The following is a 23,394-nucleotide window of genomic DNA, read 5'->3' as shown; positions in this document are numbered from 1 at the left end:
TCTATTGAGATTCTTACTACTTTCTCGTTTGGCAGCTTAAAATGCCTGAGAATATGCGGCTGAGTTTATGGAACTTCGACATTTACGTGCTTTTTTAACAGTAGCTCAGGAACAGAGTTTTACCAAAGCAGCAGATAAGCTGTTCACGGCGCAGCCTTCTTTAAGTCAGCAGATTAAGGATCTGGAGCAGGAAGTCGGTGTAATGCTGTTTGACCGTTCATCCCGGCAAATCAAACTGACCGATGAGGGGCAAGCTTTTCTGATTCATGCTGAACAGGCGCTTGAAAGTGCCAAACTGGCAGTTGCCGCGGCGCGTCAGGTGGCGCAGCAGAAAAATAACCAGATCCATATTGGCTTTTTAAATGTTGCAGAACTGAAAGTGATGCCAAATATTCTGGCCAAACTGAAGCAGAATATTCCTGATTTAAAAATTCATCTGCATAGTCTGACCTGTATGGAGCAGATTCAACGCCTGAAAAATGCCGAGCTGGATTTGAGCTTTACCCGCTATTGTCTGCAACATCCCGATTTTGACAATATTCATTTAATGAATGAACAGATTTATCTGGTGGCAGCCGAGCATTTACATCCCACAGATCGGCCATTGAAGTTACAAGAACTGAAAAATCATCAGTTGATTATGTGTGAGCAAAATGCTTCGCCGGTCTTTTATACGCAGTTGAATCACCTGATGTCTTTTGAACAATTGCAGCATGACCAAATGCTGTGGGTTACCAATGTGTTGCAACATATTAACCTGATCAATATGGGCATGGGTTTTAGCTTCGTCCCGGAATATCTGCTGCGTTTTTTAAATGAGCATGTGAAAATCGTGCAAACAGATCAAGTCCTGCCACAATTAGGACTTTATGCAACATTTAACAAGAATTCTCATAATTCCGCATTGAATATTATTACCCAGGCACTGGACAATAGATCTTAAATAAGCCATTGAAAAAGGTTGAAGGGAAACATGCTAAAACTCATTTATTATGTACCAGATGAACATCTTGAAGTGACTAAGGAAGCCTTATTTAAAGCGGGTGCAGGCGGCATCGGATATTATACCCACTGTGCCTGGCAGGTACTGGGAACAGGACAGTTTAAAGCGCAGCAAGGTGCAGATCCTTATATTGGTGAAGTCGGGGAATTAGAGCAGGTTGAAGAGTGGCGAGTAGAAATGCTGGTTGCTGATGAAAAGGCGGTCGAGGTCGCCAAAGCTCTGAAAGCAAGCCATCCTTATGAAGAGCCTGCTTTTGAGTTTATTCAGCTCCTGGATATTAAAGTCTAAACGTGCAACCTTATTGCTGCTAGAAGTAATGGTGCGCATCGTGTTTTAGCGTACCATCAGCTTATCTGTTTAAAATGATTAACCTCCTTTTATGAGTATAAAATCAGTCATCATCATAAAAATAAAACAGGAAAATAATAATGCAGTGGTCAAAACAGCTCGGCAATATCCTCAAGAATACGCTCAGTAAAACTATCAAACATGGTGCGGGAATCCTGCATAGCCACATTCCCTATTCTCATGACAATCCCTATCTGGATGGCATATTTGCGCCACAACGACAGGAGCATTTTGCTACTCAATTGATGGTAGATGGGCAAATTCCTGTAGAACTAGAAGGTGCGCTGATGCGGATTGGCCCGAATCCGATCACGGTAAAGAACCCACGAAATTATCACTGGTTCACCGGTGACGGCATGATTCACGCGCTGAAACTCAAAGCTGGTGAAGCACATTGCTATAAAAGTGCTTATGTCGGATCGGCTAGTGTGCAGAAAAAATTGCATAGACCCCAGATTTTAGGGAAAACGCGTGGAGTCGCGGATGCGGTCAATACCAATATCATCCACTTTGCCGGGAAAATCTGGGCACTGGTCGAAGCGGGGGCTTATCCGATCGAAGTAAATCGTGAACTGGAATCAAAACGGCATCAACTTTTTGAAAATGATCAGGATTTACCGTTTACGGCTCATCCGCATATCGACCCGGAAATAGGAGATATTCATGCGGTTTGTTATGATGCCTTGAATCATCATCAGGTTTTTTATTTACATATTGATGCTCAAGGCAAACTGCAACATCATGTCGAAATTCCAGTCAAACATGGCCCGATGGTGCATGACTGTGCCATTACTCAATCTCAGGTGCTGATTCTGAATTTGAATGTCAACTTTTCTATGCGTAGTGCCTTAAAAGGCTCACTATTACCCTATCAATGGAATCCTAAACATCAGGCTCGTATAGGTATGCTGCCTTTTGGTGGCAGTGCGGCAGACATCCGCTGGTATGAGATTGATCCCTGTTTTATTTTTCATACGGTCAATGCTTATGACCTGAACACAGGTGATGTAGTGATGGATGCAGTGGTACATTCCAAGGCACTGGTCAGTTCCATTCAGGGACCAATAGAAGATCAGGAGATTCGGCTGGAAAGATTGATCTTCGAGCAGCAAACAGGAAAAGTCACTCGAACTGTATTATCCAATATCAAGCAGGAATTTCCGCGGATCAATGAAGCCTATACAGGGCGGCCTTATCGCTATGTCTATAGTATTTCCTTTGCCGGCTTTGATGATCCTTATCATGTTAGCAGTAATACACTCTTGTACCATGATCTGGAAACCGGCAGTACAGCAAGCTATTCCTTTGGAGCAAACTGGGTTACAGGTGAGGCAGTTTTTGTCGCCCGAGAAGGTGCTCAAACAGAAAATGATGGCTGGCTGATGTCTTATCTACACGCCTTGGATGGCAGTCCATCGAAAGTGGTGATTTTAGATGCGCAATATATTCAGAAGGGGCCTATTGCCACGATTCATTTACCGGTTCGTGTACCCGTCGGATTTCATTGTAACTGGATGGATGACCGGAAATTGAGAACTTATTATTCTTAGATTTTGATGATGCATAAGCACTTTGGGTGCTGGCACAGTCTCATATCGCGTGAAGATTTAAATCTTTATTTAATAGGTTGATGTTACTTTGAAGGATGAGAAGGGTAGGTCTAAATTAACCGAGATCCCAGGTTAGGCAGAAAATTCATTTCTGAATCTCTGCCTAAGAGTGGTATTCATATCGCCAAGAATATCAAATCAAAGATTTATTCTTCTATTGCTACTGTTAAACTTTCTGGATAAATAACTCACGATCAAAACGGTATTGCGGGAAGAACACGCCGTCTTTGGCGCGTTCACCTGCACCAATCACCATGACTGGATATTGCTGATCATTTAAGCTCAAGATATCGCGTACCATCGGTTCATCAAAACCTTCCATCATGCAGCTGTCAAAACCATAAGCACGTAAGGCCAAGACCAGATTTTCGCAAGCCAGTGCCGTTGTTTTGGTTGCCCAAAGTTTGGCATCACTTGGACTAAAGGCAGAAACAGGCATCTGTTTATCTAAAGTGCGGGCAACTTTGAAAGCCACTTTTTTAAAGTTGCCAAAGACATTTAAATAACCGGTTTTATAGTTATATGGAATGTATTTATAGTATTTTTTGATGGCAGCTGGTGCTTCCGGATATGGAAATTCATTGACATTCCGTTTGGCCATTTCATCAATACGGTCGGTACGTGCCACACAGATAATCAGCTCAGAAGCCGTTTTTGCTGCCAGTTGGCTCATGCAGGCTTTGACCAGTCGCTTTTTCTTCGCCGGGTTTTGTACCACATAAAATGTCCAGGGCTGCAAGTTTGACGAATTGGGAGCCAGCAACGCCAGATCCAGACAAGCATCAAGTACATCTTCTGGAATTGGTGTTTTGGTAAATTTACGCACTGAACGACGACTTTCGATCACTTTACGGAAATTATCGACATCAATATCCTGTGGAGCAGGTTCATAATAACGTTTTTTATCAGGATTGGCGCTATCAATGGTTTCAGGAGACTGGGCAATAATGGATGAATTTTCAGTAGACATATTCTTTATTCTTACAGGTAAAGGAATCAATGAGGCAGTCTAAACCAGCTCATTGAGATCCTAAGTTTGAAAATTAGTTGAATTGTGTGAAATCAGGTTTACGTTTTTGCATAAAAGCTTGTACGGCTTCCAGCATTTCCGGAGAGCCAACGCGCTGCATGAAAATTTCTGCTTCATGGTCGATGCAGGCCACAATTTCATCCAGATTATGTTTCATCAAGGCTTTGGTTTGCTTCAAAGACGCCAAAGGTAATGCTGCTAAAGTCTGCGCCTGTTTTTGTGCAGCCGCATAGGCATCTTCTTCAATACTATTCACCAGACCGGCACCGAGTGCTTTTTCGCTATTGAATTTTTGTGCAGTCAGCAATAATTCAGCCGCTTTATGATAGCCCGCCTGCTGAATCAGCAATTTGCTTGAAGCGCCTTCAGGCGATAGGCCCAGACTGACAAATGGAATCTGGAACAGGGCAGTATTGTCACTATAGACCAAGTCACAATGCAATAAGATGGTTACCCCAATCCCGATTGCAACGCCACGTACCGCTGCAATTAAAGGCTTGGAAAACTTGGCAGCCGCTTTGAGTAAAATAAAGGGCGGGCCTTCAGCCGCAGGGGCCTGACCTTTCTTGGCAACAGATTTCATGAAATCCTGCATATCATTGCCCGCGCTAAAGTCCGTGTCCTGACCGCGTAACACCACCACACGCACCTGATTGTCCTGATCTGCTTCATCGAGCGCTTGAGCAATCCATAAATACAGCTCGCTGTATAAGGCATTTTTCGCTTCCGGGCGATTGATGGCTAAAGTGAGTACGCCATGTTCTAAATTCGCATGCAAATGCTCATGAGGTTGTTGAATACAGCTCAGTGTCATCGTACTATCCTTGCTTTAAAACTTAATTTGATTTTATGAGATTGATTATGTCGCATATTTATTGGGGCGGCACAACTCATGAGTCATAAAAATGATCTGTTATGAACTATACATTTGATTATCTGGTTTTCATTGGCCGTTTTCAGCCTTTTCATCTGGCGCATATGCAAACCATTCAGATTGCTTTGGAACACAGTCAAAATGTGATTTTGGCCCTTGGTTCTGCGCAGAATGAACGCAATATCAAAAATCCATTTCTGGCTTCGGAACGTGAAGCCATGATCCTTGCAAATTTTAGTCCGGAAGATCAGGCGCGGATTCAATTTGTAGAAGTCATTGATGTTTATAATGATGAAAAATGGCAAAAACTGGTGAAATCGCTGATAAATCAGGCCATAGAACCGAATGCCAAAGTCGGACTGATTGGACATTTTAAAGATGATTCTTCATATTATTTAAAATTTTTCCCGGAATGGGAAATGGTCGAACTGGAAAGCCTAGAAGGTGCTTTATCCGCTACGCCGATGCGTGAAGCTTATTATCGCGGTGAAATTCAACGGGATAAATTTCCACAAGGCACGATTGAGTTTCTAGAGCAATTCCAGCATACCGAAACCTATCAGCAACTCAGTCAAAAATTTGTCCAGAAGGATAAAAGCAATCTGGCCTGACTCGATCAGATGGCTAGAGGCTGATTCATGGTGGTCTGAGCATGCTGTTTTAAACATTCACCCAGAATCGCCAGAGCAGGAGACTGCTGTTTCCAGTGATGCCAATACAAGGGGACTTCAATTCGCATTTCACCGGAAAGTTCAATCAATTGTCCTGATTCCAGCAAATGCCGGGTTTGATAATCCGGCAACCAGCCATAACCCAAGCCCATGACAATGGCATCAAAAAATGCATGCGTCGATGGAATAAAAAAGTGAGGATATTGTGCCGGACTCAGGCCAAATTCTTGCTGGATATACTGGGTATGCAACTGGTCTTTTTCATTAAACAGAATCGCCGGTGCGTGGCGTAAGGCATCACGATGTATTCCTTGTTGAAACCAGTTCCGGGCAAATTCAGGCGTGGCAACCAGACGGTAGTGCATTTGTCCAATCCGCTCGGCCAGACAGCCTTTCATGGCTTTGGCTTCAGTGCTCAAACAGGCATTGACCAGTCCGGCTTCCAGTAAATGATGGGTTTGTGATTGGTCATCCAGTTGAAAATGCAGCACAATTTTATGCTGGATCAGTTGGGCTTGTAAGGTCGGCAATAACCAGGTCGCAAGTGAATCGGCATTGGTGGCAATATTCAGACAGTAAAAACCTTCCTGTTGTACCTGTCCGCCCAAATCCTGCATCAAATTCTGTTCTAGCAAACGCTGATGCTGTAAATAATGCAATAAAGTTTGTCCAGATTGAGTCACGCGACAAGGCCGGTCTCTCACCAGCAGCAAGTGTCCCAATTGTTTTTCCAGACTCTGAACACGAAGGGTCACTGCTGAGGCAGTAATATTGAGTTGTTCTGCCGCCAGATCAAAACTTCCAGTTTTTGCAACCGCGTAAAAAGCATCACATTGTTTCGCATTCAGCATCGCTACAATCTAAGAAAAATTTAGTTAAATTGATATTAACTTAGTTTTAATGAATAGCTTCCTTTTTGTTGAATAATTCATGTATTCAAAAAAGGGGAATGTGATGTTCAGTTATATGGTCAGTGGCTTTGCTGTAGGTATGAGCCTGATTGTCAGTATCGGGGCGCAGAATGCCTTTGTACTAAAACAGGGTTTAAAACAGCAGCATATCTTCCTGGTCTGTTTGACGTGTGCCTTGTCTGATACTATTTTGATATTATTAGGTGTTTTTGGTTTTGCTCACATCATTGAACATTATCCAAATGCGGTTATGTTTTCTAAATATATTGGCGCAGGATTCCTGTTTTATTATGGTCTGCAACATGCAATCAATGCATTTAAATCAACAGAAGTTTTGGCTCCAAGTGATCAAGTTACAGCACATTTTTTACAAGTGTTGATGATCTGTCTGGCATTTACTTGGTTAAACCCGTATGTTTATTTAGAAACCGTCATCCTGATTGGTTCAATTTCAACGCAATATAGCCTAGGAAAATGGTGGTTTGCGCTTGGTGCTGTGTTTGCATCCTGGTTTTTCTTTTTTAGCTTGGGCTATGGGGCAAAGATATTGACACCCTGGTTTCAGCATCGCCATGCCTGGAAGGTTCTGGATGCTCTCATTGCTTGTACCATGTGGATCGTCGCAGGGTCATTAATTCTAAGCATTTAATTCAACTGGTAATATAAAAATCCTCAATTGAGGATTTTTATATTTTGAACAAGAGAATGCGAGTAAGGTCTGTAATTGATATTTTTCTAAACATTCTGTTTAAACATTTTTCAAAGAGAATCACAATAGAAAATGGAGTTTGCAGTGCTCGCTGTGTAAGCAAATTTTACTTCAGATTTTGTTGGAATATATGATCATATTTAGGAGATGAATTTTAAAATCAAACTATTAACAGTCTCCATTCGATGAGTATACTTCGATTAAGCCATTTCTTAAAAATAAATACTAACGATTATTTTTTCCATTAGTCACTAAGGGTTTTACAAAAACTTCAGTTAACTGGTATAAAAATAACGAAAACAAAAATTCTAAAACTGAAAAGAAAATTTAATTTCAGCTTGAAGCGTGTATCTAAATCCGATCAATAAGAAATTAAACAAGGTGGATTTAAAATTGAAAACAACAATAAAAACTGGACTGATTGGCCTGGCAATCTGTTTATTTTTCAGCAGTCAGACTTTTGCAAAATCATGGACGCTCACTCCTAAAAGTGATGTCGGCTTTGAGATCAAGTCAATGGGACTGACTGTGGTCAAAGCCAAGTTTAATCAGGTGCAATCCAGCATGCAGTTTGATGCCAAAGCACCGCAAAATGCTTCAACGCATCTGGTCATGGATGTCGAGAGTTTGAGTTTTAATAAACCGTTATTGAAACATATGATTTTGGGTGAAGACCTTTTTTATGTTGAAAAATACAAAACGGTAAGTTTTAAAAGTATCCAGTTTAAAGACCTGGGCAATGGTAAATACAATGTTTTAGGCAATTTGACTTTGCGTGGTGTGACCAAACCGGTGATTTTTGAAACAACCTTTAAGTCGAGTCTGTCTAATGACAACTTGCTCGAAGTCCAGGCATTTGCAGTGATTAACCGCAGTGATTTCGGCATGAGAAAGGGGATCGCAGGCGTAGGGGAGAAAGTGAATCTGCATCTCTCGGGTCATTGTGAAGTTAATTAAGGGTGTTTGAATACAGTCTTTTTTCAGATTAATAGACTGCTGCATGTCTATTGCTTAGCTTTAAAAATTGAAGCATAGAAGACATATAAAATGCTTGTATTACATCAAAGTAATCACAAAAAAAGCCCGATTTTTTCGAGCTTTTATCCTTGCAGGAAATAGTCAATTAAGCACTTTGCAGAGCTTTTAAATCTTCCAGGACTTGTTCGGCATGACCTGCGGCTTTGACTTTACGATATTCTTTGACCAGTTCGCCGTTATGGAAAATAAAAGTCGAACGCTCGATCCCCATGACTTGTTTGCCATACATGTTTTTTTCTTTAATCACATCAAAGTGATTACACAGGATTTCTTCTTTATCACTGATCAGATTAATACTCAGATTCTGCTTTTCAGTAAAGTTTTGATGGGCTTTGACCGAATCACGAGATACGCCAATAATGGTGGTATTTAAAGCATCAAACTGATCTTTTAAACAAGAAAATCCGACGGCTTGAGTGGTACAACCCGGAGTAGAATCTTTAGGATAAAAATAAATCACCAGCCATTCTGTATCCAGCTGGGTTAAATTGATTTCAGCTGTCGTTGCAGGGAAACTCTGGTCAAGCAAACTGATGGCAGTCATATTAACTCCTGTTTTATTTAAATTTTTCAAAAAAATAAGCCACATTATAGTGGCTTATTTCATCAAAGAATAATGAGATATTATTTCTTCGGCGCAGCTTGAGCTGATTTCATTGCTTCTTCAGTCAAAGTTTTCAGTTTGCCTGTTAACTGTGGACCAAAACATGCTTGCAGGTCTTTATTCTGCTTCTGTACAAAAGCTAAAGTTCCAGGACTTTTCTTCTGATTAATGGTGCTTTGGATTTCCCATTTTTGTGCATTGGTTAGTTTACCATCTGCTTCAACAGCGCAAGTACAATATTTACTGACTTCAGCAGCGGTCAGTTTTTTACCTTTGCCAGTTTCATCTTTACAAACATTGATCAATGCAGATTTTACATTGGTGCTTTTATAAGCTTGTTGTAATTTGTCATCAGCTGCCTGAGCCGTTGTTGCGAACATAGCAGCAGCTGAAACAATTGCTGAAAGCACGATGCTTGATTTTAAATTCTTCATAAACTCTACCTTGTTATTACGGTATATAACGTGTCGGGTCTTCAACACCTGCGTCCGCAAAACCCTGTTTACGTAAACGGCAACTGTCACATTTGCCACAGGCACGTCCTTGGTCATCTGCTTGATAGCATGACACCGTTTGACTGTAGTCTACGCCATGTTCAATACCTAAGCGAATAATATTTGCTTTGGATAAATGTAACAAAGGTGTTTCAAATTTGAGCGCCTGACCCTCTACGCCAACCTTGGTCGCAAGGCGTGCCATGTTGGCAAATGCGTCAATAAATTCCGGTCGGCAATCCGGATAGCCCGAGTAATCAACCGCATTAATTCCGATCACAATTGCTTCGGCTTTAAATACTTCCGCAGCGGCTAAAGCATAAGACAGGAAGATGGTATTACGTGCCGGAACATAGGTAATCGGGATACCGGCTTGTTCATGATCAGGCACCTCAATGCTATGATCGGTAAGGGCTGAGCCACCCAGATTGCCCAGATCAATATTAATCACACGATGTTCCACACCGGCAGCTTGAGTCAGTGCTTTGGCTGCATCCAGCTCTGTGGTTGAACGCTGACCATACTTAAAACTGATCGCGATACATTCGTAGCGTGCCTGTGCCCAAGCCAGACATGTAGTTGAGTCTAATCCGCCAGATAACAGAACAATGGCACGAGGGCGCATAAGCTGATTCTCCAAAAAAGTAACTTTACAAAAAATTAACGACCAGTTTCATCATTCCATAACAACTTGTGCAGCTGTAACTGGAAACGAACAGGGAGATGGTCTTCTAAAATCCACTGAGCCAAATCACGCGCCAGTTGCGGTAAACGAACCGCGCCTTTTTCAACCGCAAATGCAGGCGAGAACCAGACTGTACTGACTTTCTCTTGAAGCTGATACTGTTCAAGCTGCTGCTTTGACCATTCATAGTCTTCACGGTTGCAGATCACAAACTTGATTTGATCATGTGGCGTTAAATGATCCAGATTGGATAACAAATTTCGTGCAACTTCACCTGAAGTTGGGGTTTTTAAATCTAGAACTTTGGAAACGCGCGAGTCTACTTTAGCAACATCTAAAGCACCACTGGTCTCTAAAGAAACCTCACAACCTAAATCAGCAAGGCGCTGCATTAAAGGCAGGGCATTCGGTTGAGCCAGTGGTTCACCACCGGTCACACAGACATAGGGTGTTTTAAAATCGAGCGTGGTCTGAATAATTTCATCCAGAGACTGACGCTGACCACCTTCAAATGAATAGGTGGTGTCACAGTATGTACAGCGTAACGGGCAGCCGGTTAAGCGGATAAAAACCGTTGGCAAGCCCGCAGCATTGGCTTCACCTTGTAATGAATAGAAGATCTCCGTAATGCGTAAACCCGCAGACGGATCAGAAACTGGAATTGCGGAAGAACGAAGCGTATTCATAACAAAACTAACCACTGAGAAATAAATAACCGGGTATAAAAATAAAAATCCCTACGATCATGACTGATCGTAGAGACGGGGAGCGCTTGAAGCTCCGAGGAACACCAATGTGCCCTCTAAGTTAAGACATATTAGTCTTCGCGTAATAGATCGTTCAGGCTGGTTTTAGAACGAGTTTGCGCATCTACTTTTTTCACGATAATCGCAGCATAAAGGCTGTAAGTACCACATTTAGAAGGCAGACTACCTGCAACAACGACTGAACCTGCTGGTACGCGACCATAGTGAATTTCACCAGTGGCACGGTCATAAATCTTGGTCGATTGACCAATGAATACGCCCATTGAAATTACAGAACCTTCTTCAACGATCACGCCTTCAACGATTTCAGAACGTGCACCGATAAAGCAGTTATCTTCAATAATAGTCGGGTTGGCCTGAAGTGGTTCAAGTACACCACCAATACCAACACCACCAGACAAGTGAACATTTTTACCAATCTGTGCACATGAACCCACAGTTGCCCATGTGTCCACCATCGTACCTTCATCTACATAGGCACCGATGTTGACATAAGAAGGCATCAAGATCACGCCTTTGGCCTGGAATGAACCTTTACGCGCCACCGCGGGAGGGACTACACGTACGCCAGCCGCTTTGAATTGTTCTTCAGTCCAGTCTGAGAATTTAGTATCTACTTTGTCATAGAAACGAAGATCACAAGCTTGCATTGGTTTGTTGTCGTTTAATTTAAATGATAACAATACCGCTTTCTTAATCCATTGATGAACAATCCATTCACCATCGATTTTTTCAGCAACACGTAAAGTACCATTGTCTAGACCAGCAATTACGTCCTCAACTGCTTGACGGATTTCATCAGGGCAATCTGCAGCTGTGAAATTCGCACGATCTTCAAACGCTTTTTCAATGATTGTTGAAAGCTGCGACATGATCTTCCTTCCAGAAAAAATTTTCTAGATTTTACACTATATTGCATTAAAAATAGTTGAGCAGACTGAAAATAGATGAAAAATAGCCAAAAGTGTGGGAAGTTTGAAATAATGAACGTGATAAGTGTTATTTTTCATTATTTTAAAATGTAGTAGAAGTGTTAGAAAAAGCCAAGTTATCAACAAGAAAAACTAATTTGTATCAAAAAATAACAAAAGATCAGCAAAACATGAATAAAAAATATTTTTTAAGTCCTTTATATTGAACCCATCACGAATAACTAATGATCAAAATAAGTTCTTTTGAGGAGAGAAATAATGAAGTCTTTACATAAAATTTTAGCAGTTTCCATTTTGGCTGCAGCAGCTGGCTCTGCTATGGCTGCTGATGAAACAATCGTAACAGATGAAGGCGTTGCTGAATTCTCTTTCTTTAAACCAGCTTCTGTTCGTGCTGAAGTCGGTACTACCGGTTATGGTGGTGCAATTTCCTGGAGTGCTAACCCATATGTAGGTGTAACTTTAGGTTATAACGGCGGTGATATCTCTTGGTCTGATGATATTGAAGTAGATGATGTTAACTACGATGTCGATATGGATAATAACCTAACTTACTTAAATGCAGAGATTCGTCCTTGGGCGAACTGGTTCTACGTAGCAGCAGGTGTGGGCTATCTTGATCAACAATATGGTTTATTGGCTAGAAATGACGGTGGAACTATCGAAATTAATGGTGAAGCTACTGGTTTAGAACGCTTAGGTTATGATTTAGATTATAGTAATAAAATCGCTCCCTACTTGGGGATTGGTTTTTCACCAGCGATTACTAATCGTTGGGGAGTATTTGGTGAATTAGGTGCTTATTATGCAGGTAATCCATCAGTAACTAATGTAAATTATTATGGTGGTACAGTAGCTGATGCTGCCTTAGTTGCCGAGCACATCGACGAAGTACGTAATGATAGTAAATACGAATGGCTACCAGTGGCTAAACTCGGTGTAAGCTTCCGCTTCTAAGATTTAACTTCATAAAAAAAACGAGCTTCGGCTCGTTTTTTGTTTTTTAAAATAATTTTAAAAGTGATAGCCCAGTTTAAAACCTAGGATCAAAGCACTGTTATCAGAAACTGCGGATAAACCTGCAATCTGTGGCGTAAGTAACTCAAATGTTGAGACCTTAGGTTTTTGAAATTTTAAATAATAGAATCCTGTGGCAATATCCCAGGTTTCTTGAATCTTATAAAGATGACCTAGTCCGATGCCCCAATAGCCATCACTCGGATTTAATGTCGAAGCCGGATTTCCTGTACCAGAATCCCATAAAAGTTCGATAGAATTTATGCCAAAAGAAGGCCATTGATGGGCAAGTCCGATTTTGCCAGACCATTGATCCTCCCGATAATCAATCATCCTGAATGATTTTAATTCTGGAAATTCTAAGGCCGCATAGTCAATCACTGCACCGAATTTAGGCGGCTGAATGACAAAATTTTGCCAGTTTAACCAGCGTAATGTGCCATAAAAGGCCTTTTGATAAGGCAATCCTGTTTGAAAATCCAGATGGATGGATTGAGGGGTTTGAATCTGGGTATAGGGGGAGGGATTGGTGCCTACGACAATCGATTCAGCAGTTTTATGATGGTGAGCAATGGCTGAACGGTAAGTCAGCGCAGTTCTAAAAAAATATTCGGGTAGTTGATAACTGAATCCTGCAAGCCAGCCCCAAGCGGGATCTTGTTCAAATGTAGCCCGATAACCATTAAATATATAAAAGGTTTGCCCGGATAAATATAAGCTTCCTTCCAGACTTTGATAACTTAGCCCTGTATAAAAATTCCAGTGATTATCCGGTTGGAAGCCGATTAATGATGTGAGATTGTGGCTATCAAACTGGATAGTCGCGGCTTCAACAGAAAGCGCTTCACCTGCAAAAACAGGATTATAACTATAAGCCACATCTACATGATAAGGCTGATCATAAATCAGTCCCCATGATAGTTGAGGGTGAAGCTGTAATTTTAAGGCAACATTAGAGATAAATTGCGTACTGGCAAGTTGGCCCGTAGAAAAGTCAGTAATACCCAGTTGTTGCAGCTGCTCGGTATGCTGTACCTGACCGCTAATATCAGGGCGAACCCAAGCCAATGAAATTTCAGCATAATGATTTTTTTCAAAAAAAGACTGAATACTTTGATTGGACTGTTCAAAAGCAGCGCTATAACCTGACCCAGAAAAAGCGCAGCCCATACAGAAAAGAGCAAATTTGCTGTCGATCATATTGGTATAATTCAATTTATTATTAATGTGATTATGCTTGATATTTATACAGATTATCCACTTGAAAATAATAAAGAGGCTCGCTGGCCTCTTTGACTGAAAACTTATATATTTTTATTCGTCTGGATAGGCGACTTTTTTAAGCGCTTTAATATCGGCATCCGGCGAGCACAGGGAAATAAACTCGTAGCCATAACCACGTAGTAAATGTCCTTTACGTACCGCAATCCAGGTGGTATTCATGCCAAAAATATCCGTTTTAATCTGCTTTAAACGGTAATCACGCTCCGGGTCATAAGCGACATCGTTGACAATGCCGACGCCCATATTCATTTCCACATAGGTTTTAATCACATCGGCATCGAGTGCGGACATGACGATATCGACATCAAAGCCGGCTTCTTCAAAGGCGGTATCAATCTTGGAGCGACCGGTAAAACCACCATGATAGGTAATAATCGGGTAATGGGCCAGATCTTCGATCCGGATCTGATCTTTAGTTGCAAGTGGATGATTTTGCGGCGTAATAATACTATGTTGCCAGTTATAATAAGGTACGCTGGCCAGATTGTCTTCAGTCGTCAGTGCTTCGGTTGCAATACCGATATCGGCTTGACCTTGCAGCAGCATTTCCGTGATTTCTACCGGGCTGGCCTGTTGCAGAATCAAATGTACTTTAGGAAATTCTTTTTTAAATTGGCTGACAATCGGCGGTAGCACATAGCGCGCCTGGGTATGCGTGGTGGCAATGGTCAAGGTACCTTCATCAACTTTATTAAAATCATCAGCCAGACGCTTAATATTATCGGCATCGACCAGCATGCGTTCTACAATTCCTAATAGTGCCTGACCCGGCTCGGTTAAACCCAGTAGACGCTTACCCTTACGGATAAACAGCTGTACGCCAAGCTCATCTTCCAGATCTTTAATATGCTTACTTACTCCAGACTGCGAAGTATAAAGTGCAGCTGAGGCTTCAGTTAAATTAAAGTTCTGTCTAACCGTTTCTCGTATAATTCTTAATTGTTGGAAATTCATAATTCTCTTTACCCTAGAAGAGGATGGGGCATTTCGAAGCCCCATCTTTTGGTCTTAAGCGACCTGATTTTCAAATAAATGCAAGTTCACCGCACTTAACCACACGGTTTGATTGGGGCGGAATTGGTGTGCTCTTGCTTCATCAGGTGTCAGTAAAATTTCAATCAAGTTACCCTGACGGTCATTCAGTTCTGCAACGACTTTACCCGCAATCCATAATTCACGTATGAAGGTGGCCTGAATGGCATTGTCTTGTGGCTGTGCATGAATGCGCAGCTCATCAGGACGTGCGAATAAAATCACTTCACCTTGAGCAGCATTTTTTGCGCCATCAAAGTGAATGCGATCTTGCCCGAGCTGAATAATGCCGCCGTTGTTCTGGCCTTCAAAACGATTGGCTTGACCCAAGAAATCAAACACAAATGGGGTTGCCGGCGTTTCATAGACCTCACGTGGCGAACCGATCTGTTCGACATTACCTTTGTTCATCACCACAATCTGATCGGCCACTTCCAGCGCTTCTTCCTGATCGTGGGTCACAAAGATCGAGGTGATGTGCAACTCATCATGCAAGGTACGTAACCAGCGACGTAATTCCTTACGGACTTTGGCATCCAGTGCACCGAAAGGTTCATCTAGCAACAGCACACGCGGTTCAACGGCTAAGGCACGTGCCAATGCAATACGCTGACGCTGGCCACCTGAAAGCTGAGCAGGGTAACGGTCAGCCAGAAAACCCAGCTGAACCAAATCAAGTAAACGCGTAACACGTTTTTTAATTTCCGCTTCAGATGGACGGGTTTTACGTGGGCGAACACGCAGACCAAAAGCAATATTGTCAAATACCGTCATATGACGAAACAGGGCATAATGTTGAAACACGAAGCCGACTTCACGTTCACGTACATGAACATTGGTCGCATCCTGACCTTCCAGAATGACCTGACCGCCATCTGCAGATTCTAGACCTGCAATAATCCGTAGCAGCGTGGTTTTTCCGCAACCTGATGGGCCGAGCAGGGCCACCAGTTGACCATCTGGAAAATCCAGCGAGATATTTTTAAGTGCATGGAATGCACCAAAGTGTTTTTCAATATTTTGTACTTGAATACTCATGTTGGCATTCCTTAAGAAACTGTAGAATCTTGATTACGTTTGTCCTGTTTTTCCTGGCGCAGTTCCACCCATGTTTTTAAAATCAGGGTGACAATTGCGAGGAGAGCCAGAAGCGAAGACACGGCAAACGCAGCACTAAAGGTATATTCGTTATAAAGAATTTCGACGTGTAGCGGTAAAGTATTGGTTTCACCGCGGATATGACCGGATACAACCGATACTGCACCAAACTCACCCATGGCCCGTGCATTACACAGAATCACGCCGTAAATCAGACCCCATTTGATATTTGGCAGGGTCACTTTCCAGAAAGTTTGCCAGCCAGATGCACCGAGCACAATCGCAGCTTCTTCTTCTTCCGTGCCTTGTGCTTCCATTAATGGAATTAACTCACGAGCCACGAAAGGTACAGTAATAAAGATGGTCGCCAGGACAATGGCAGGCACTGCATAAAGGATCTTGATGTCATTGTCCATTAGCCAGGACCCCATCCAGCCTTGCGTACCGAAAATCAGTACCAGCATTAAACCGGCAATCACGGGAGAGACCGAAAATGGCATATCAATCAAGGTGGTCAGGAAGGATTTACCCCGAAAGTTAAACTTCGCCACTGACCATGCTGCAGCTACACCAAATACCACGTTCAGCGGTACGGCGATTGCAGCAGTCAAAAGTGTAAGTTTGACCGCAGATAAAGTATCCGGATGCACCAATGCCTGTGTATAGACACCAATTCCCTGTTTAAAGGCTTCCACAAAAACCAGAATCAAAGGCAGGATCAGGCAGCTCAAGAAAAAAATCAGTGCAATAGTGATCAGGATATAACGTACCCAGGTTGGCTCACGGGTTGCATCACGGGATTGCAGTTTTTCAGCCAGTGCATTGCTGTTGGTATTCAAACTCATCGTGCAGTTCTCCCGGTACGGCGGCTGGCCCAAGCTTGCAGTAAGTTAATCAGGAACAGCAGGACAAATGAAATCAGCAACATCACCACCGCAATTGTGGTTGCACCGGCATAATCATATTCTTCTAAACGAGAAATAATCATCAGTGGGGCAATTTCTGTTTCAAAGGGCTGATTCCCGGCAATGAAGATCACCGAACCATATTCACCAACACCGCGAGCGAAAGCTAACGCAAAGCCAGTGATAAGCGCAGGAAGTAAAATCGGGAAAATGACCTTGGTCACAATTTGCAAGCGATTTGCCCCGAGTGCAGATGCAGCTTCTTCCAGTTCGGTTTCCAGATCACTGAGTACCGGCTGTACGGTACGAACCACAAAAGGCAGGCCAATAAAGATTAGAGCCAGCGTAATACCAATCGGGGTATAAGCAACCTGAATACCAATCGGTTCAAGATACTGACCAATCCAGCCAGTCGGCGCATATAAAGAGGTCAAGGCAATACCGGCCACCGCTGTTGGCAGGGCAAAAGGCAAATCGACCAAGGCATCGACAATACGTTTGCCCGGGAAGCTATAACGTACCAGACACCAGGCCAATAACAGGCCAAACACCACATTCACCAGCGCAGCAATAATGGCTGCACTGAAACTGAGTTGTAGTGATTTTTGAATACGTTCAGAGCTCAGGATTTCCCACAAGCCTTCCCAGCCAATGCCCAGTGATTTAATAAAAACAGCAGACAGCGGGATTAAAACGATTAATGATAAATACGCTAGGGTAAAGCCTAGAGAAAGACCAAATCCTGGCAGCACTCGGGATCGCTGCGACATGATGACTCCTCAAAAGAGAGAAAGCTGGTTAAAACTAACCAGCGAAAATTAAAAAAAGAAATTGGACACAAGCATAATTTGCAACGACTAAAATGCAAATTTGAAATAATACTTGCTGTCATCAGTATTGCTGATATGTTGCATAGTCTTTTCTGAAATCAAATACTGGGCAAGTTCAGGAAAAGGGCCAAATCCTGAAGCGACATTGACATGCCCCACCTGTCCGAGATTAATCGGTTTGAGTTTCCAGGCTTTGGCCAGAAACTGGGCGTCTGCATAGCTTAACCAGGGATCATTTTCACTGATTAATAACGTGGCCGGAACCTGAATCTGCACTTGCTGAAAATAATGGCTGTAATCGGTCTGGCTGTTACGAACAAAACCATTTTCCCCAAAACGTGCCGGATTGGCCGGCGCGACCAGAATCAGCTTTTTAACTTTAGCAGTCAATTCTGGATGTTGTGCCAGTGCTGCGACCGAGGTTAAACAGCCAAAGCTGTGCGCTACAATCTGTACATCATCTTGAATATCTTGCAGGGCTTTGACAAATTCAGTGATCCATTCCTGCAAAACGGGATGATTCCAATCTTTTTGTTGCACACGAGAGCATCGACTGAGCTGATGTTGTAAGCATGTTTGCCAGTGATTGTATTCGCTACCACCTACACCTGGAACAATAAGCGTATGTATCATGTCGATGCTCCTGTCAGATCAGCTGCGAATTACTTCGCGCTGTTTGCCTTCACAATCTGGTCGAAAATACCGCCATTCTCAAAATGCGCTTTTTGCACTTTTGCCCAGCCGCCAAATTCCTGATCAATCGTTACCAGTTTGAGTGGTTTGAACACATGATTATATTTCTTTAAAGCTACTTCACTGCGTGGGCGATAATAATGTTTGCCTGCCAGATCTTGCCCCAGTGGTGAGTACAGGAAGTTTAAATAACCTTGAGCCAGATGCTTATTGCCTTTTCTCGCTGCATTTTTTTCTACAATCGCCACTGGCGGTTCAGCCAGAATAGACAGACTTGGCGTGATAATTTCAAACTTACCTGGTTGCTCACGAATCGCTAAGTACGCTTCATTTTCCCAGGCCAGCAAGACATCACCGATCCCGCGCTCGGCAAAGGTGGTAGTTGCACCACGCGCACCTGAATCCAGGACTTTGGTGTTTTTATAAATTTGGCGAACAAATTCTTGTGCAGTCATGTCATTGCCACCGGCCTGATGTTTGGCCCATGCCCATGCCGCCAGATAGTTCCAGCGCGCGCCACCTGATGTTTTCGGATTCGGGGTAATAATGCCGACACCCGGTTTCACCAGATCGCCCCAGTCTTTAATCCCTTTGGGGTTGCCTTTACGCACCAAAAATACGATTGTTGAGGTATACGGTGTCGAGTTTTGTGGCAGTTTCTTTTGCCAGTCTGTTGGCAATAATTTGGCTTTTTCTGCAAGCACATCAATATCGGCTGCGAGGGCCAAAGTCACCACATCTGCATTCAAGCCATCAATAACAGAGCGGGCCTGTTTACCAGAACCACCATGGGATTGCTTGAAGTTAATTTTTTGACCCGTACGGCTTTCCCAATATTTGCCAAAACTCTTGTTGACATCTTCATACAATTCACGTGTCGGATCGTAGGAAACATTCAGAAAATCACGTGCTGAAGCACCCAATGAGGTTGCCGAAATCACAGCAGCCAGAACCCCAAGTTTTATTATTTTTGAAATACTCATTAGAAACCTCAATTTCTTACACGTTTTGTAACATAGCTGCAGAATAAACCTATTCTTTATGCGTAAAAAATAAATAAAAACGAATTTTATATGAAAAAAAAAGATAAGACAGAGCTGAAGTTATTGAAATGAAAATGGCCTTATCAATAAAGGCCATTGTTTCTGCTGGACTGCCTCATTATTTCGTATGATTTGCCTTTACAATTTGATCAAAGATCCCGCCATTATCGAAATGTGCTTTTTGTACCTTGGTCCAGCCACCAAATTCTTTGTCGATGGTGACTAACTTTAAAGGTTTAAATACGCTGCTATATTTCTTTAATACTTCGCTATTACGTGGACGATAGAAATTCTTCGCAGCCACAGTTTGCCCCGCAGGAGAATACAGATAATTCAAATAAGCTTTGGCCAGGTTTTCATTGCCATCTTTCTTGGCGTTTTTCTCTACAATTGCCACCGGTGGCTCGGCCAAAATTGACAGACTTGGCGTGATGATTTCAAATTTACCCGGCTGTTCACGAGTAGCGAGATGGGCTTCATTTTCCCAAGCCAGTAATACATCACCGATCCCGCGCTCAGCAAAAGTGGTGGTGGCTCCACGTGCGCCTGAGTCCAGCACTTTGGTCTGTTTATAAATTTGACGCACAAAACTTGTGCTTTGCTGTCATTGCCACCAGGTTGATGTTTGGCCCATGCCCATGCCGCCAGATAGTTCCAGCGTGCACCGCCAGAAGTTTTCGGGTTTGGCGTAATGATCTCTACTCCAGGTTTCACCAGATCTCCCCAATCTTTAATCCCTTTTGGATTGCCTTTTTTGACCAGAAAGACGATGGTGGAGGTATAGGGGGGCGAGTTTTGCGGGAATTTTTTCTGCCAGTCTTTAGGCAGCAGACCTCTCGCTGCAATTTCATCAATGTCGGCCGCCAGCGCGAGGGTCACGACGTCTGCATCCAGACCATCAATCACAGCACGGGCCTGTTTACCTGAACCGCCATGCGACTGTTTATAGTTCACGTCCTGACCCGTGGTTTTTTTCCAGTATGCGCTGAATTCCTTATTAAAATTGTCATATAATTCGCGGGTTGGGTCATAAGACACGTTCAGGAAATCTTTTGCAGACACACTGAAGGCAGTGGCCGAAACCAGTGCAGCCAATACCCCAATTTTTAATTTACCAATATTCATTTTTGCCTCAATTTTTTAGCTTTTGTTGGACAAGGCAAGAATAGCTGGAGATATTTTGCATAAAAAATAATTAAAAATGCATTTGATGTGAGTAAAAGAGATAAATCGATGGAGCTTATCTCTCAGTACTCAATTGTTGATTTGAGAGGCAATAAAATATGCTCTGTTTGAAAAATGCGAAACATGTCAGTGAGATAGAAGTACTCGATCGGGCCTTTCATTATGGTGATGGCTGTTTTAGCACGGCCCGGATTCGACAGGACCGGGTGGAATTATATGATCGTCATCTGGCACGTTTGCAGCTCAGTAATCAAAAATTAAGTTTGCATGCTGATTTAGCTCTGATTGCAGAAAGTTTAGAACTTTTACGTGAATCAGAAAGTCAGCTGAATGGAACATTAAAGATCGTGCTGAGTCGTGGAGTCGGCGAGCGGGGCTATAGTTTGCCAGAGCATCCGGCGGATCTGTGGCTATTTTATTATCCTCAAGCCCTACATGATTTAAAGTATGAACAGATCCAAAGTGGGGTATTACAGCAGGCACTGGGATTGACCATGCCGGGTCTGGTCGGACTAAAAACCTTGAATCGCCTGGAGCAGGTTTTGCTCAAGCAGGAGGCGGATCAGCGCGGTTGGTCTGAGGCACTGGTGACAGATGTACAGGGCGGGGTTGTCGAAGGGGTGAGCAGTAATTGTTTCATTTGTATAAACAATACATGGATTACGCCGGAACTTCGTTATAATGGCGTCTTTGGGGTGATGCGTGCAGAAATTCTACAACGGATGCAAGATCAGGGAATTGCCTGTCAGCAACGTTACATCGATATGGAGGAAATAGCCCATATTCAGAGTCTGTTTTTTTGTAATGCGCTAAACCCGATGAAAATTGTCACTCAATTTGAGCAGCGATCTCTGGATGGCGATGCTTGTATTGAACTTTTTAACCGTCTTCGATTAAATCAGATGTCTTAATATGTCAGCTTCCAAGTCTAAAGCCAAAAAGAACAATACAGCCAAATTTTCGTCACTTTTCAAAGGAATTGCCTTCGTCCTGATTGGACTTGCCTTGATTTTGGCACTGGTCTTAAAAAGCAGTTTGTGGAAAGACTATCCTGTAGACGGACAAAAACAGCTGCTGGCGATTGGGTCAGGGGAAACCTATTCTGGTTTTATTGACCGTCTGGCCAAAGGAAAACAGGTCAGTTTCCCGATTATTCTCAAGCTTTATCAGCGCATCCTGATTCATGACACCATGAAAGCTGGCGTATATGAAGTGCGCCAGGGCATGAGCATTCGTCAGGTTCTGGATATGATCTCCAATGCTGAAAATGCCCAGATGAACCGGATTTTGGTGATTGAAGGAACCACATTCAAACAGCTGATTGATGCTTTGAAGAAAGATGATCTGGTGACCAAAGAAGTGTCACATTTGCCAACGGCACAACTCCTTAAAGAGCTCAATATTCCATTTTCACATCCTGAAGGTCTGTTTGCACCGGATACATACTTCTTTGCTAAAGGTGAAACTGACCGTAAAATTTTAACCAATCTGTATCAGCGCCAGATGAAGGCACTGGATCAGGCCTGGGAAAAACGCGTGACTGATCTGCCCTATCAGAATAAATATGAAGCGCTGATCATGGCGTCGATCATTGAAAAAGAAACCAGTGTGGATAGTGAGCTAGAACAGGTTTCTGGAGTGTTCGTGCGCCGTTTAAAAATTGGCATGCGTTTACAGACCGATCCTACCGTGATTTATGGAATGGGCGATGCCTATAATGGCAATATTACCCGCAAGGATTTACGTACGCCGACGCCGTATAACACCTATACCATGTCTGGTTTGCCGCCAACGCCAATTGCACTGCCAAGTAAGAAAGCCATTGAAGCAGCCATGCATCCGGATAATTCTGACAACCTTTATTTTGTCGCCACGGGCAATGGCGGACATACGTTTACGACCAATCTGAATGATCACAATAAAGCAGTGCAGGAGTATCTGACCATTTTACGCTCGAAGAATAAGGAATGAGTATGTTTATTAGCTTTGAAGGCACAGAAGGTGTAGGTAAAACCACACTCATTCGTTCGATCTATGACGATTTTATGGCGCAAGGCAAAGATGTGATGCTTACGCGCGAGCCGGGTGGTACGCCGATGGCCGAGCAGATCCGAGCACTACTTCTGGCTGTGAATCATGAAGAAGCGATGGCGCATGATACCGAATTACTATTGATGTATGCGGCGCGTGCCCAGCATTTGGCACAAGTCATTCTACCAGCCTTAGCAGCCGGAAAAATTGTACTCTGTGACCGTTTTACTGATGCCAGCTTTGCCTATCAATGTGCAGGTCGTGGACTCAGTGAAACAAAGCTGCAGTTATTAAATGATCACTTTGTGGCACGTATGCCGGACATCACCTTCTGGTTAGAAGCACCGATTGAACTGGGAATGAACCGGGCACGCGCGCGTGGCGCACTGGATCGCTTTGAACAAGAGAAAGTCACTTTCTTTGAGAAAGTAAGAGCCGGCTATGAAACGTTGTGGCAGCGTCATCCGGAACGGATCAAACGTCTGGATGCAACCCGTACACCGGAGCAGGTATTCGAGCAGGCTTTAAGTTATTTGAAGTCTGGTTTAAATTGAAATCCTGTTTATTTTAATTTTCACTAGGTAAATGTGTGAAAAATCT

At 42.9% G+C, this 23,394-nt stretch carries 25 protein-coding genes and 1 pseudogene; 10 read left to right on the top strand and 16 right to left on the bottom strand.

The genetic code is table 11. The annotated features are described in order from the left end of the window. Nucleotides 1–67: 67 nt before the first annotated feature. The 3 genes from FTT73_RS03125 (at nucleotide 68) to FTT73_RS03115 (ending at nucleotide 2,901) form a co-directional block, all read left to right on the top strand. Nucleotides 68–943 carry a LysR substrate-binding domain-containing protein gene (locus tag FTT73_RS03125; RefSeq protein ID WP_180190988.1) on the top strand — a complete coding sequence of 292 codons (876 nt, stop codon included), beginning with the start codon at nucleotides 68–70 and terminating at the stop codon, nucleotides 941–943. Between the two features lie 30 nt (nucleotides 944–973). Continuing rightward, nucleotides 974–1,291, top strand: coding sequence for an NGG1p interacting factor NIF3 (locus FTT73_RS03120; protein WP_180190987.1), 318 nt, complete (start codon nucleotides 974–976; stop codon nucleotides 1,289–1,291). A gap of 140 nt (nucleotides 1,292–1,431) precedes the next feature. After that, complete coding sequence (locus FTT73_RS03115) at nucleotides 1,432–2,901, top strand: carotenoid oxygenase family protein (RefSeq protein WP_180190986.1); 1,470 nt, start codon at nucleotides 1,432–1,434, stop codon at nucleotides 2,899–2,901. Nucleotides 2,902–3,127: 226 nt separating this feature from the next. On the opposite strand, the gene FTT73_RS03110 is transcribed toward FTT73_RS03115, so the two are convergent. Beyond that, nucleotides 3,128–3,931 (bottom strand): nitroreductase family protein, encoded by an 804-nt coding sequence (locus FTT73_RS03110; RefSeq protein WP_180075276.1) that lies wholly within the window; start codon nucleotides 3,929–3,931, stop codon nucleotides 3,128–3,130. Nucleotides 3,932–4,004: 73 nt separating this feature from the next. Then, the gene (locus tag FTT73_RS03105; RefSeq protein ID WP_074383347.1) at nucleotides 4,005–4,805 is read right to left on the bottom strand and encodes an enoyl-CoA hydratase-related protein; all 801 of its coding nucleotides are present in this window, start codon (nucleotides 4,803–4,805) and stop codon (nucleotides 4,005–4,007) included. A gap of 101 nt (nucleotides 4,806–4,906) precedes the next feature. Between FTT73_RS03105 and FTT73_RS03100 the strand changes: the two genes are divergently transcribed. Beyond that, entirely contained in the window at nucleotides 4,907–5,476 is a 570-nt protein-coding gene (locus FTT73_RS03100) for a nicotinate-nicotinamide nucleotide adenylyltransferase (protein WP_005097586.1), read from the top strand. Between the two features lie 5 nt (nucleotides 5,477–5,481). Here FTT73_RS03100 and FTT73_RS03095 read toward each other — a convergent pair whose 3' ends face one another. Beyond that, entirely contained in the window at nucleotides 5,482–6,387 is a 906-nt protein-coding gene (locus tag FTT73_RS03095) for a LysR family transcriptional regulator ArgP (protein WP_100329049.1), read from the bottom strand. A 103-nt stretch (nucleotides 6,388–6,490) separates the two neighbouring features. On the opposite strand from FTT73_RS03095, the gene FTT73_RS03090 reads away from it, so the two are divergent. Further along, nucleotides 6,491–7,096 carry a LysE/ArgO family amino acid transporter gene (locus FTT73_RS03090; RefSeq protein ID WP_180190985.1) on the top strand — a complete coding sequence of 202 codons (606 nt, stop codon included), beginning with the start codon at nucleotides 6,491–6,493 and terminating at the stop codon, nucleotides 7,094–7,096. A 453-nt stretch (nucleotides 7,097–7,549) separates the two neighbouring features. Continuing rightward, nucleotides 7,550–8,113: a YceI family protein gene (locus FTT73_RS03085; protein WP_051064995.1), complete on the top strand. Its 564-nt coding sequence runs from the start codon at nucleotides 7,550–7,552 to the stop codon at nucleotides 8,111–8,113. A gap of 166 nt (nucleotides 8,114–8,279) precedes the next feature. On the opposite strand, the gene FTT73_RS03080 is transcribed toward FTT73_RS03085, so the two are convergent. The 5 genes from FTT73_RS03080 to dapD form a co-directional block, all read right to left on the bottom strand. Further along, entirely contained in the window at nucleotides 8,280–8,738 is a 459-nt protein-coding gene (locus tag FTT73_RS03080) for a peroxiredoxin (RefSeq protein WP_005170083.1), read from the bottom strand. 80 nt (nucleotides 8,739–8,818) lie between these two features. Next, nucleotides 8,819–9,232: a hypothetical protein gene (locus tag FTT73_RS03075; RefSeq protein WP_005170085.1), complete on the bottom strand. Its 414-nt coding sequence runs from the start codon at nucleotides 9,230–9,232 to the stop codon at nucleotides 8,819–8,821. Between the two features lie 16 nt (nucleotides 9,233–9,248). Continuing rightward, nucleotides 9,249–9,917, bottom strand: coding sequence for a 7-cyano-7-deazaguanine synthase QueC (gene queC / locus FTT73_RS03070; RefSeq protein ID WP_005170088.1), 669 nt, complete (start codon nucleotides 9,915–9,917; stop codon nucleotides 9,249–9,251). Nucleotides 9,918–9,952: 35 nt separating this feature from the next. Next, complete coding sequence (gene queE, locus FTT73_RS03065; protein WP_100355703.1) at nucleotides 9,953–10,663, bottom strand: 7-carboxy-7-deazaguanine synthase QueE; 711 nt, start codon at nucleotides 10,661–10,663, stop codon at nucleotides 9,953–9,955. Nucleotides 10,664–10,794: 131 nt separating this feature from the next. After that, nucleotides 10,795–11,616 carry a 2,3,4,5-tetrahydropyridine-2,6-dicarboxylate N-succinyltransferase gene (gene dapD, locus FTT73_RS03060; RefSeq protein ID WP_180096868.1) on the bottom strand — a complete coding sequence of 274 codons (822 nt, stop codon included), beginning with the start codon at nucleotides 11,614–11,616 and terminating at the stop codon, nucleotides 10,795–10,797. A gap of 318 nt (nucleotides 11,617–11,934) precedes the next feature. Between dapD and carO the strand changes: the two genes are divergently transcribed. After that, nucleotides 11,935–12,633: an ornithine uptake porin CarO gene (carO, locus tag FTT73_RS03055; protein WP_180190984.1), complete on the top strand. Its 699-nt coding sequence runs from the start codon at nucleotides 11,935–11,937 to the stop codon at nucleotides 12,631–12,633. A 57-nt stretch (nucleotides 12,634–12,690) separates the two neighbouring features. Here carO and FTT73_RS03050 read toward each other — a convergent pair whose 3' ends face one another. The 8 genes and pseudogenes from FTT73_RS03050 to FTT73_RS03015 all read right to left on the bottom strand — a co-directional run bounded on the left by FTT73_RS03050 (nucleotide 12,691) and on the right by FTT73_RS03015 (nucleotide 20,703). Beyond that, nucleotides 12,691–13,893, bottom strand: coding sequence for an outer membrane protein transport protein (locus FTT73_RS03050; protein ID WP_180190983.1), 1,203 nt, complete (start codon nucleotides 13,891–13,893; stop codon nucleotides 12,691–12,693). Between the two features lie 114 nt (nucleotides 13,894–14,007). Beyond that, on the bottom strand, nucleotides 14,008–14,931 hold the full coding sequence (locus FTT73_RS03045) for a CysB family HTH-type transcriptional regulator (protein ID WP_005097573.1): 924 nt from the start codon (nucleotides 14,929–14,931) through the stop codon (nucleotides 14,008–14,010). A gap of 54 nt (nucleotides 14,932–14,985) precedes the next feature. Continuing rightward, entirely contained in the window at nucleotides 14,986–16,047 is a 1,062-nt protein-coding gene (locus tag FTT73_RS03040) for a sulfate/molybdate ABC transporter ATP-binding protein (RefSeq protein WP_005097572.1), read from the bottom strand. An 11-nt stretch (nucleotides 16,048–16,058) separates the two neighbouring features. Continuing rightward, nucleotides 16,059–16,952, bottom strand: a complete 894-nt coding sequence (gene cysW / locus FTT73_RS03035; RefSeq protein WP_100329042.1) for a sulfate ABC transporter permease subunit CysW — start codon at nucleotides 16,950–16,952, stop codon at nucleotides 16,059–16,061. Then, nucleotides 16,949–17,782 carry a sulfate ABC transporter permease subunit CysT gene (gene cysT, locus FTT73_RS03030; protein ID WP_005097570.1) on the bottom strand — a complete coding sequence of 278 codons (834 nt, stop codon included), beginning with the start codon at nucleotides 17,780–17,782 and terminating at the stop codon, nucleotides 16,949–16,951. The genes cysW and cysT overlap by 4 nt, the downstream gene beginning before the upstream one ends. Nucleotides 17,783–17,869: 87 nt before the next feature. Next, nucleotides 17,870–18,475, bottom strand: coding sequence for an alpha/beta hydrolase (locus tag FTT73_RS03025; RefSeq protein WP_005097569.1), 606 nt, complete (start codon nucleotides 18,473–18,475; stop codon nucleotides 17,870–17,872). A gap of 29 nt (nucleotides 18,476–18,504) precedes the next feature. Next, nucleotides 18,505–19,518, bottom strand: coding sequence for a sulfate ABC transporter substrate-binding protein (locus FTT73_RS03020; RefSeq protein ID WP_180190982.1), 1,014 nt, complete (start codon nucleotides 19,516–19,518; stop codon nucleotides 18,505–18,507). A 178-nt stretch (nucleotides 19,519–19,696) separates the two neighbouring features. Then, nucleotides 19,697–20,703, bottom strand: a pseudogene (locus FTT73_RS03015) (sulfate ABC transporter substrate-binding protein). A 158-nt stretch (nucleotides 20,704–20,861) separates the two neighbouring features. On the opposite strand from FTT73_RS03015, the gene pabC reads away from it, so the two are divergent. From pabC to tmk, 3 genes are read left to right on the top strand one after another with little or no spacing between them, the layout of a single operon-like run. After that, nucleotides 20,862–21,674, top strand: coding sequence for an aminodeoxychorismate lyase (pabC, locus tag FTT73_RS03010; protein ID WP_180083017.1), 813 nt, complete (start codon nucleotides 20,862–20,864; stop codon nucleotides 21,672–21,674). Between the two features lies 1 nt (nucleotide 21,675). Further along, on the top strand, nucleotides 21,676–22,734 hold the full coding sequence (gene mltG / locus FTT73_RS03005) for an endolytic transglycosylase MltG (RefSeq protein ID WP_180190981.1): 1,059 nt from the start codon (nucleotides 21,676–21,678) through the stop codon (nucleotides 22,732–22,734). Between the two features lie 2 nt (nucleotides 22,735–22,736). Next, entirely contained in the window at nucleotides 22,737–23,348 is a 612-nt protein-coding gene (tmk, locus tag FTT73_RS03000; protein WP_074383333.1) for a dTMP kinase, read from the top strand. The last annotated feature ends 46 nt before the right edge of the window (nucleotides 23,349–23,394 follow it).

Origin of the sequence: Acinetobacter sp. YH01006 (assembly GCF_013420445.1) — a bacterium.
Lineage (GTDB): Bacteria > Pseudomonadota > Gammaproteobacteria > Pseudomonadales > Moraxellaceae > Acinetobacter > Acinetobacter pseudolwoffii.
This window is presented reverse-complemented; position numbering and strand designations above follow the sequence as displayed.

What these genes read in the sequence shown, in the direction of transcription:
- FTT73_RS03125 (WP_180190988.1), top strand. Translation starts at nt 68, where the DNA reads ATGGAACTTCGACATTTACGTGCTTTTTTAACAGTAGCTCAGGAACAG.
- FTT73_RS03120 (WP_180190987.1), top strand. Translation starts at nt 974, where the DNA reads ATGCTAAAACTCATTTATTATGTACCAGATGAACATCTTGAAGTGACT.
- FTT73_RS03115 (WP_180190986.1), top strand. Translation starts at nt 1,432, where the DNA reads ATGCAGTGGTCAAAACAGCTCGGCAATATCCTCAAGAATACGCTCAGT.
- FTT73_RS03110 (WP_180075276.1), bottom strand. Translation starts at nt 3,931, where the DNA reads ATGTCTACTGAAAATTCATCCATTATTGCCCAGTCTCCTGAAACCATT.
- FTT73_RS03105 (WP_074383347.1), bottom strand. Translation starts at nt 4,805, where the DNA reads ATGACACTGAGCTGTATTCAACAACCTCATGAGCATTTGCATGCGAAT.
- FTT73_RS03100 (WP_005097586.1), top strand. Translation starts at nt 4,907, where the DNA reads ATGAACTATACATTTGATTATCTGGTTTTCATTGGCCGTTTTCAGCCT.
- FTT73_RS03095 (WP_100329049.1), bottom strand. Translation starts at nt 6,387, where the DNA reads ATGCTGAATGCGAAACAATGTGATGCTTTTTACGCGGTTGCAAAAACT.
- FTT73_RS03090 (WP_180190985.1), top strand. Translation starts at nt 6,491, where the DNA reads ATGTTCAGTTATATGGTCAGTGGCTTTGCTGTAGGTATGAGCCTGATT.
- FTT73_RS03080 (WP_005170083.1), bottom strand. Translation starts at nt 8,738, where the DNA reads ATGACTGCCATCAGTTTGCTTGACCAGAGTTTCCCTGCAACGACAGCT.
- FTT73_RS03075 (WP_005170085.1), bottom strand. Translation starts at nt 9,232, where the DNA reads ATGAAGAATTTAAAATCAAGCATCGTGCTTTCAGCAATTGTTTCAGCT.
- queC (WP_005170088.1), bottom strand. Translation starts at nt 9,917, where the DNA reads ATGCGCCCTCGTGCCATTGTTCTGTTATCTGGCGGATTAGACTCAACT.
- queE (WP_100355703.1), bottom strand. Translation starts at nt 10,663, where the DNA reads ATGAATACGCTTCGTTCTTCCGCAATTCCAGTTTCTGATCCGTCTGCG.
- dapD (WP_180096868.1), bottom strand. Translation starts at nt 11,616, where the DNA reads ATGTCGCAGCTTTCAACAATCATTGAAAAAGCGTTTGAAGATCGTGCG.
- carO (WP_180190984.1), top strand. Translation starts at nt 11,935, where the DNA reads ATGAAGTCTTTACATAAAATTTTAGCAGTTTCCATTTTGGCTGCAGCA.
- FTT73_RS03050 (WP_180190983.1), bottom strand. Translation starts at nt 13,893, where the DNA reads ATGATCGACAGCAAATTTGCTCTTTTCTGTATGGGCTGCGCTTTTTCT.
- FTT73_RS03045 (WP_005097573.1), bottom strand. Translation starts at nt 14,931, where the DNA reads ATGAATTTCCAACAATTAAGAATTATACGAGAAACGGTTAGACAGAAC.
- FTT73_RS03040 (WP_005097572.1), bottom strand. Translation starts at nt 16,047, where the DNA reads ATGAGTATTCAAGTACAAAATATTGAAAAACACTTTGGTGCATTCCAT.
- cysW (WP_100329042.1), bottom strand. Translation starts at nt 16,952, where the DNA reads ATGAGTTTGAATACCAACAGCAATGCACTGGCTGAAAAACTGCAATCC.
- cysT (WP_005097570.1), bottom strand. Translation starts at nt 17,782, where the DNA reads ATGTCGCAGCGATCCCGAGTGCTGCCAGGATTTGGTCTTTCTCTAGGC.
- FTT73_RS03025 (WP_005097569.1), bottom strand. Translation starts at nt 18,475, where the DNA reads ATGATACATACGCTTATTGTTCCAGGTGTAGGTGGTAGCGAATACAAT.
- FTT73_RS03020 (WP_180190982.1), bottom strand. Translation starts at nt 19,518, where the DNA reads ATGAGTATTTCAAAAATAATAAAACTTGGGGTTCTGGCTGCTGTGATT.
- pabC (WP_180083017.1), top strand. Translation starts at nt 20,862, where the DNA reads ATGCTCTGTTTGAAAAATGCGAAACATGTCAGTGAGATAGAAGTACTC.
- mltG (WP_180190981.1), top strand. Translation starts at nt 21,676, where the DNA reads ATGTCAGCTTCCAAGTCTAAAGCCAAAAAGAACAATACAGCCAAATTT.
- tmk (WP_074383333.1), top strand. Translation starts at nt 22,737, where the DNA reads ATGTTTATTAGCTTTGAAGGCACAGAAGGTGTAGGTAAAACCACACTC.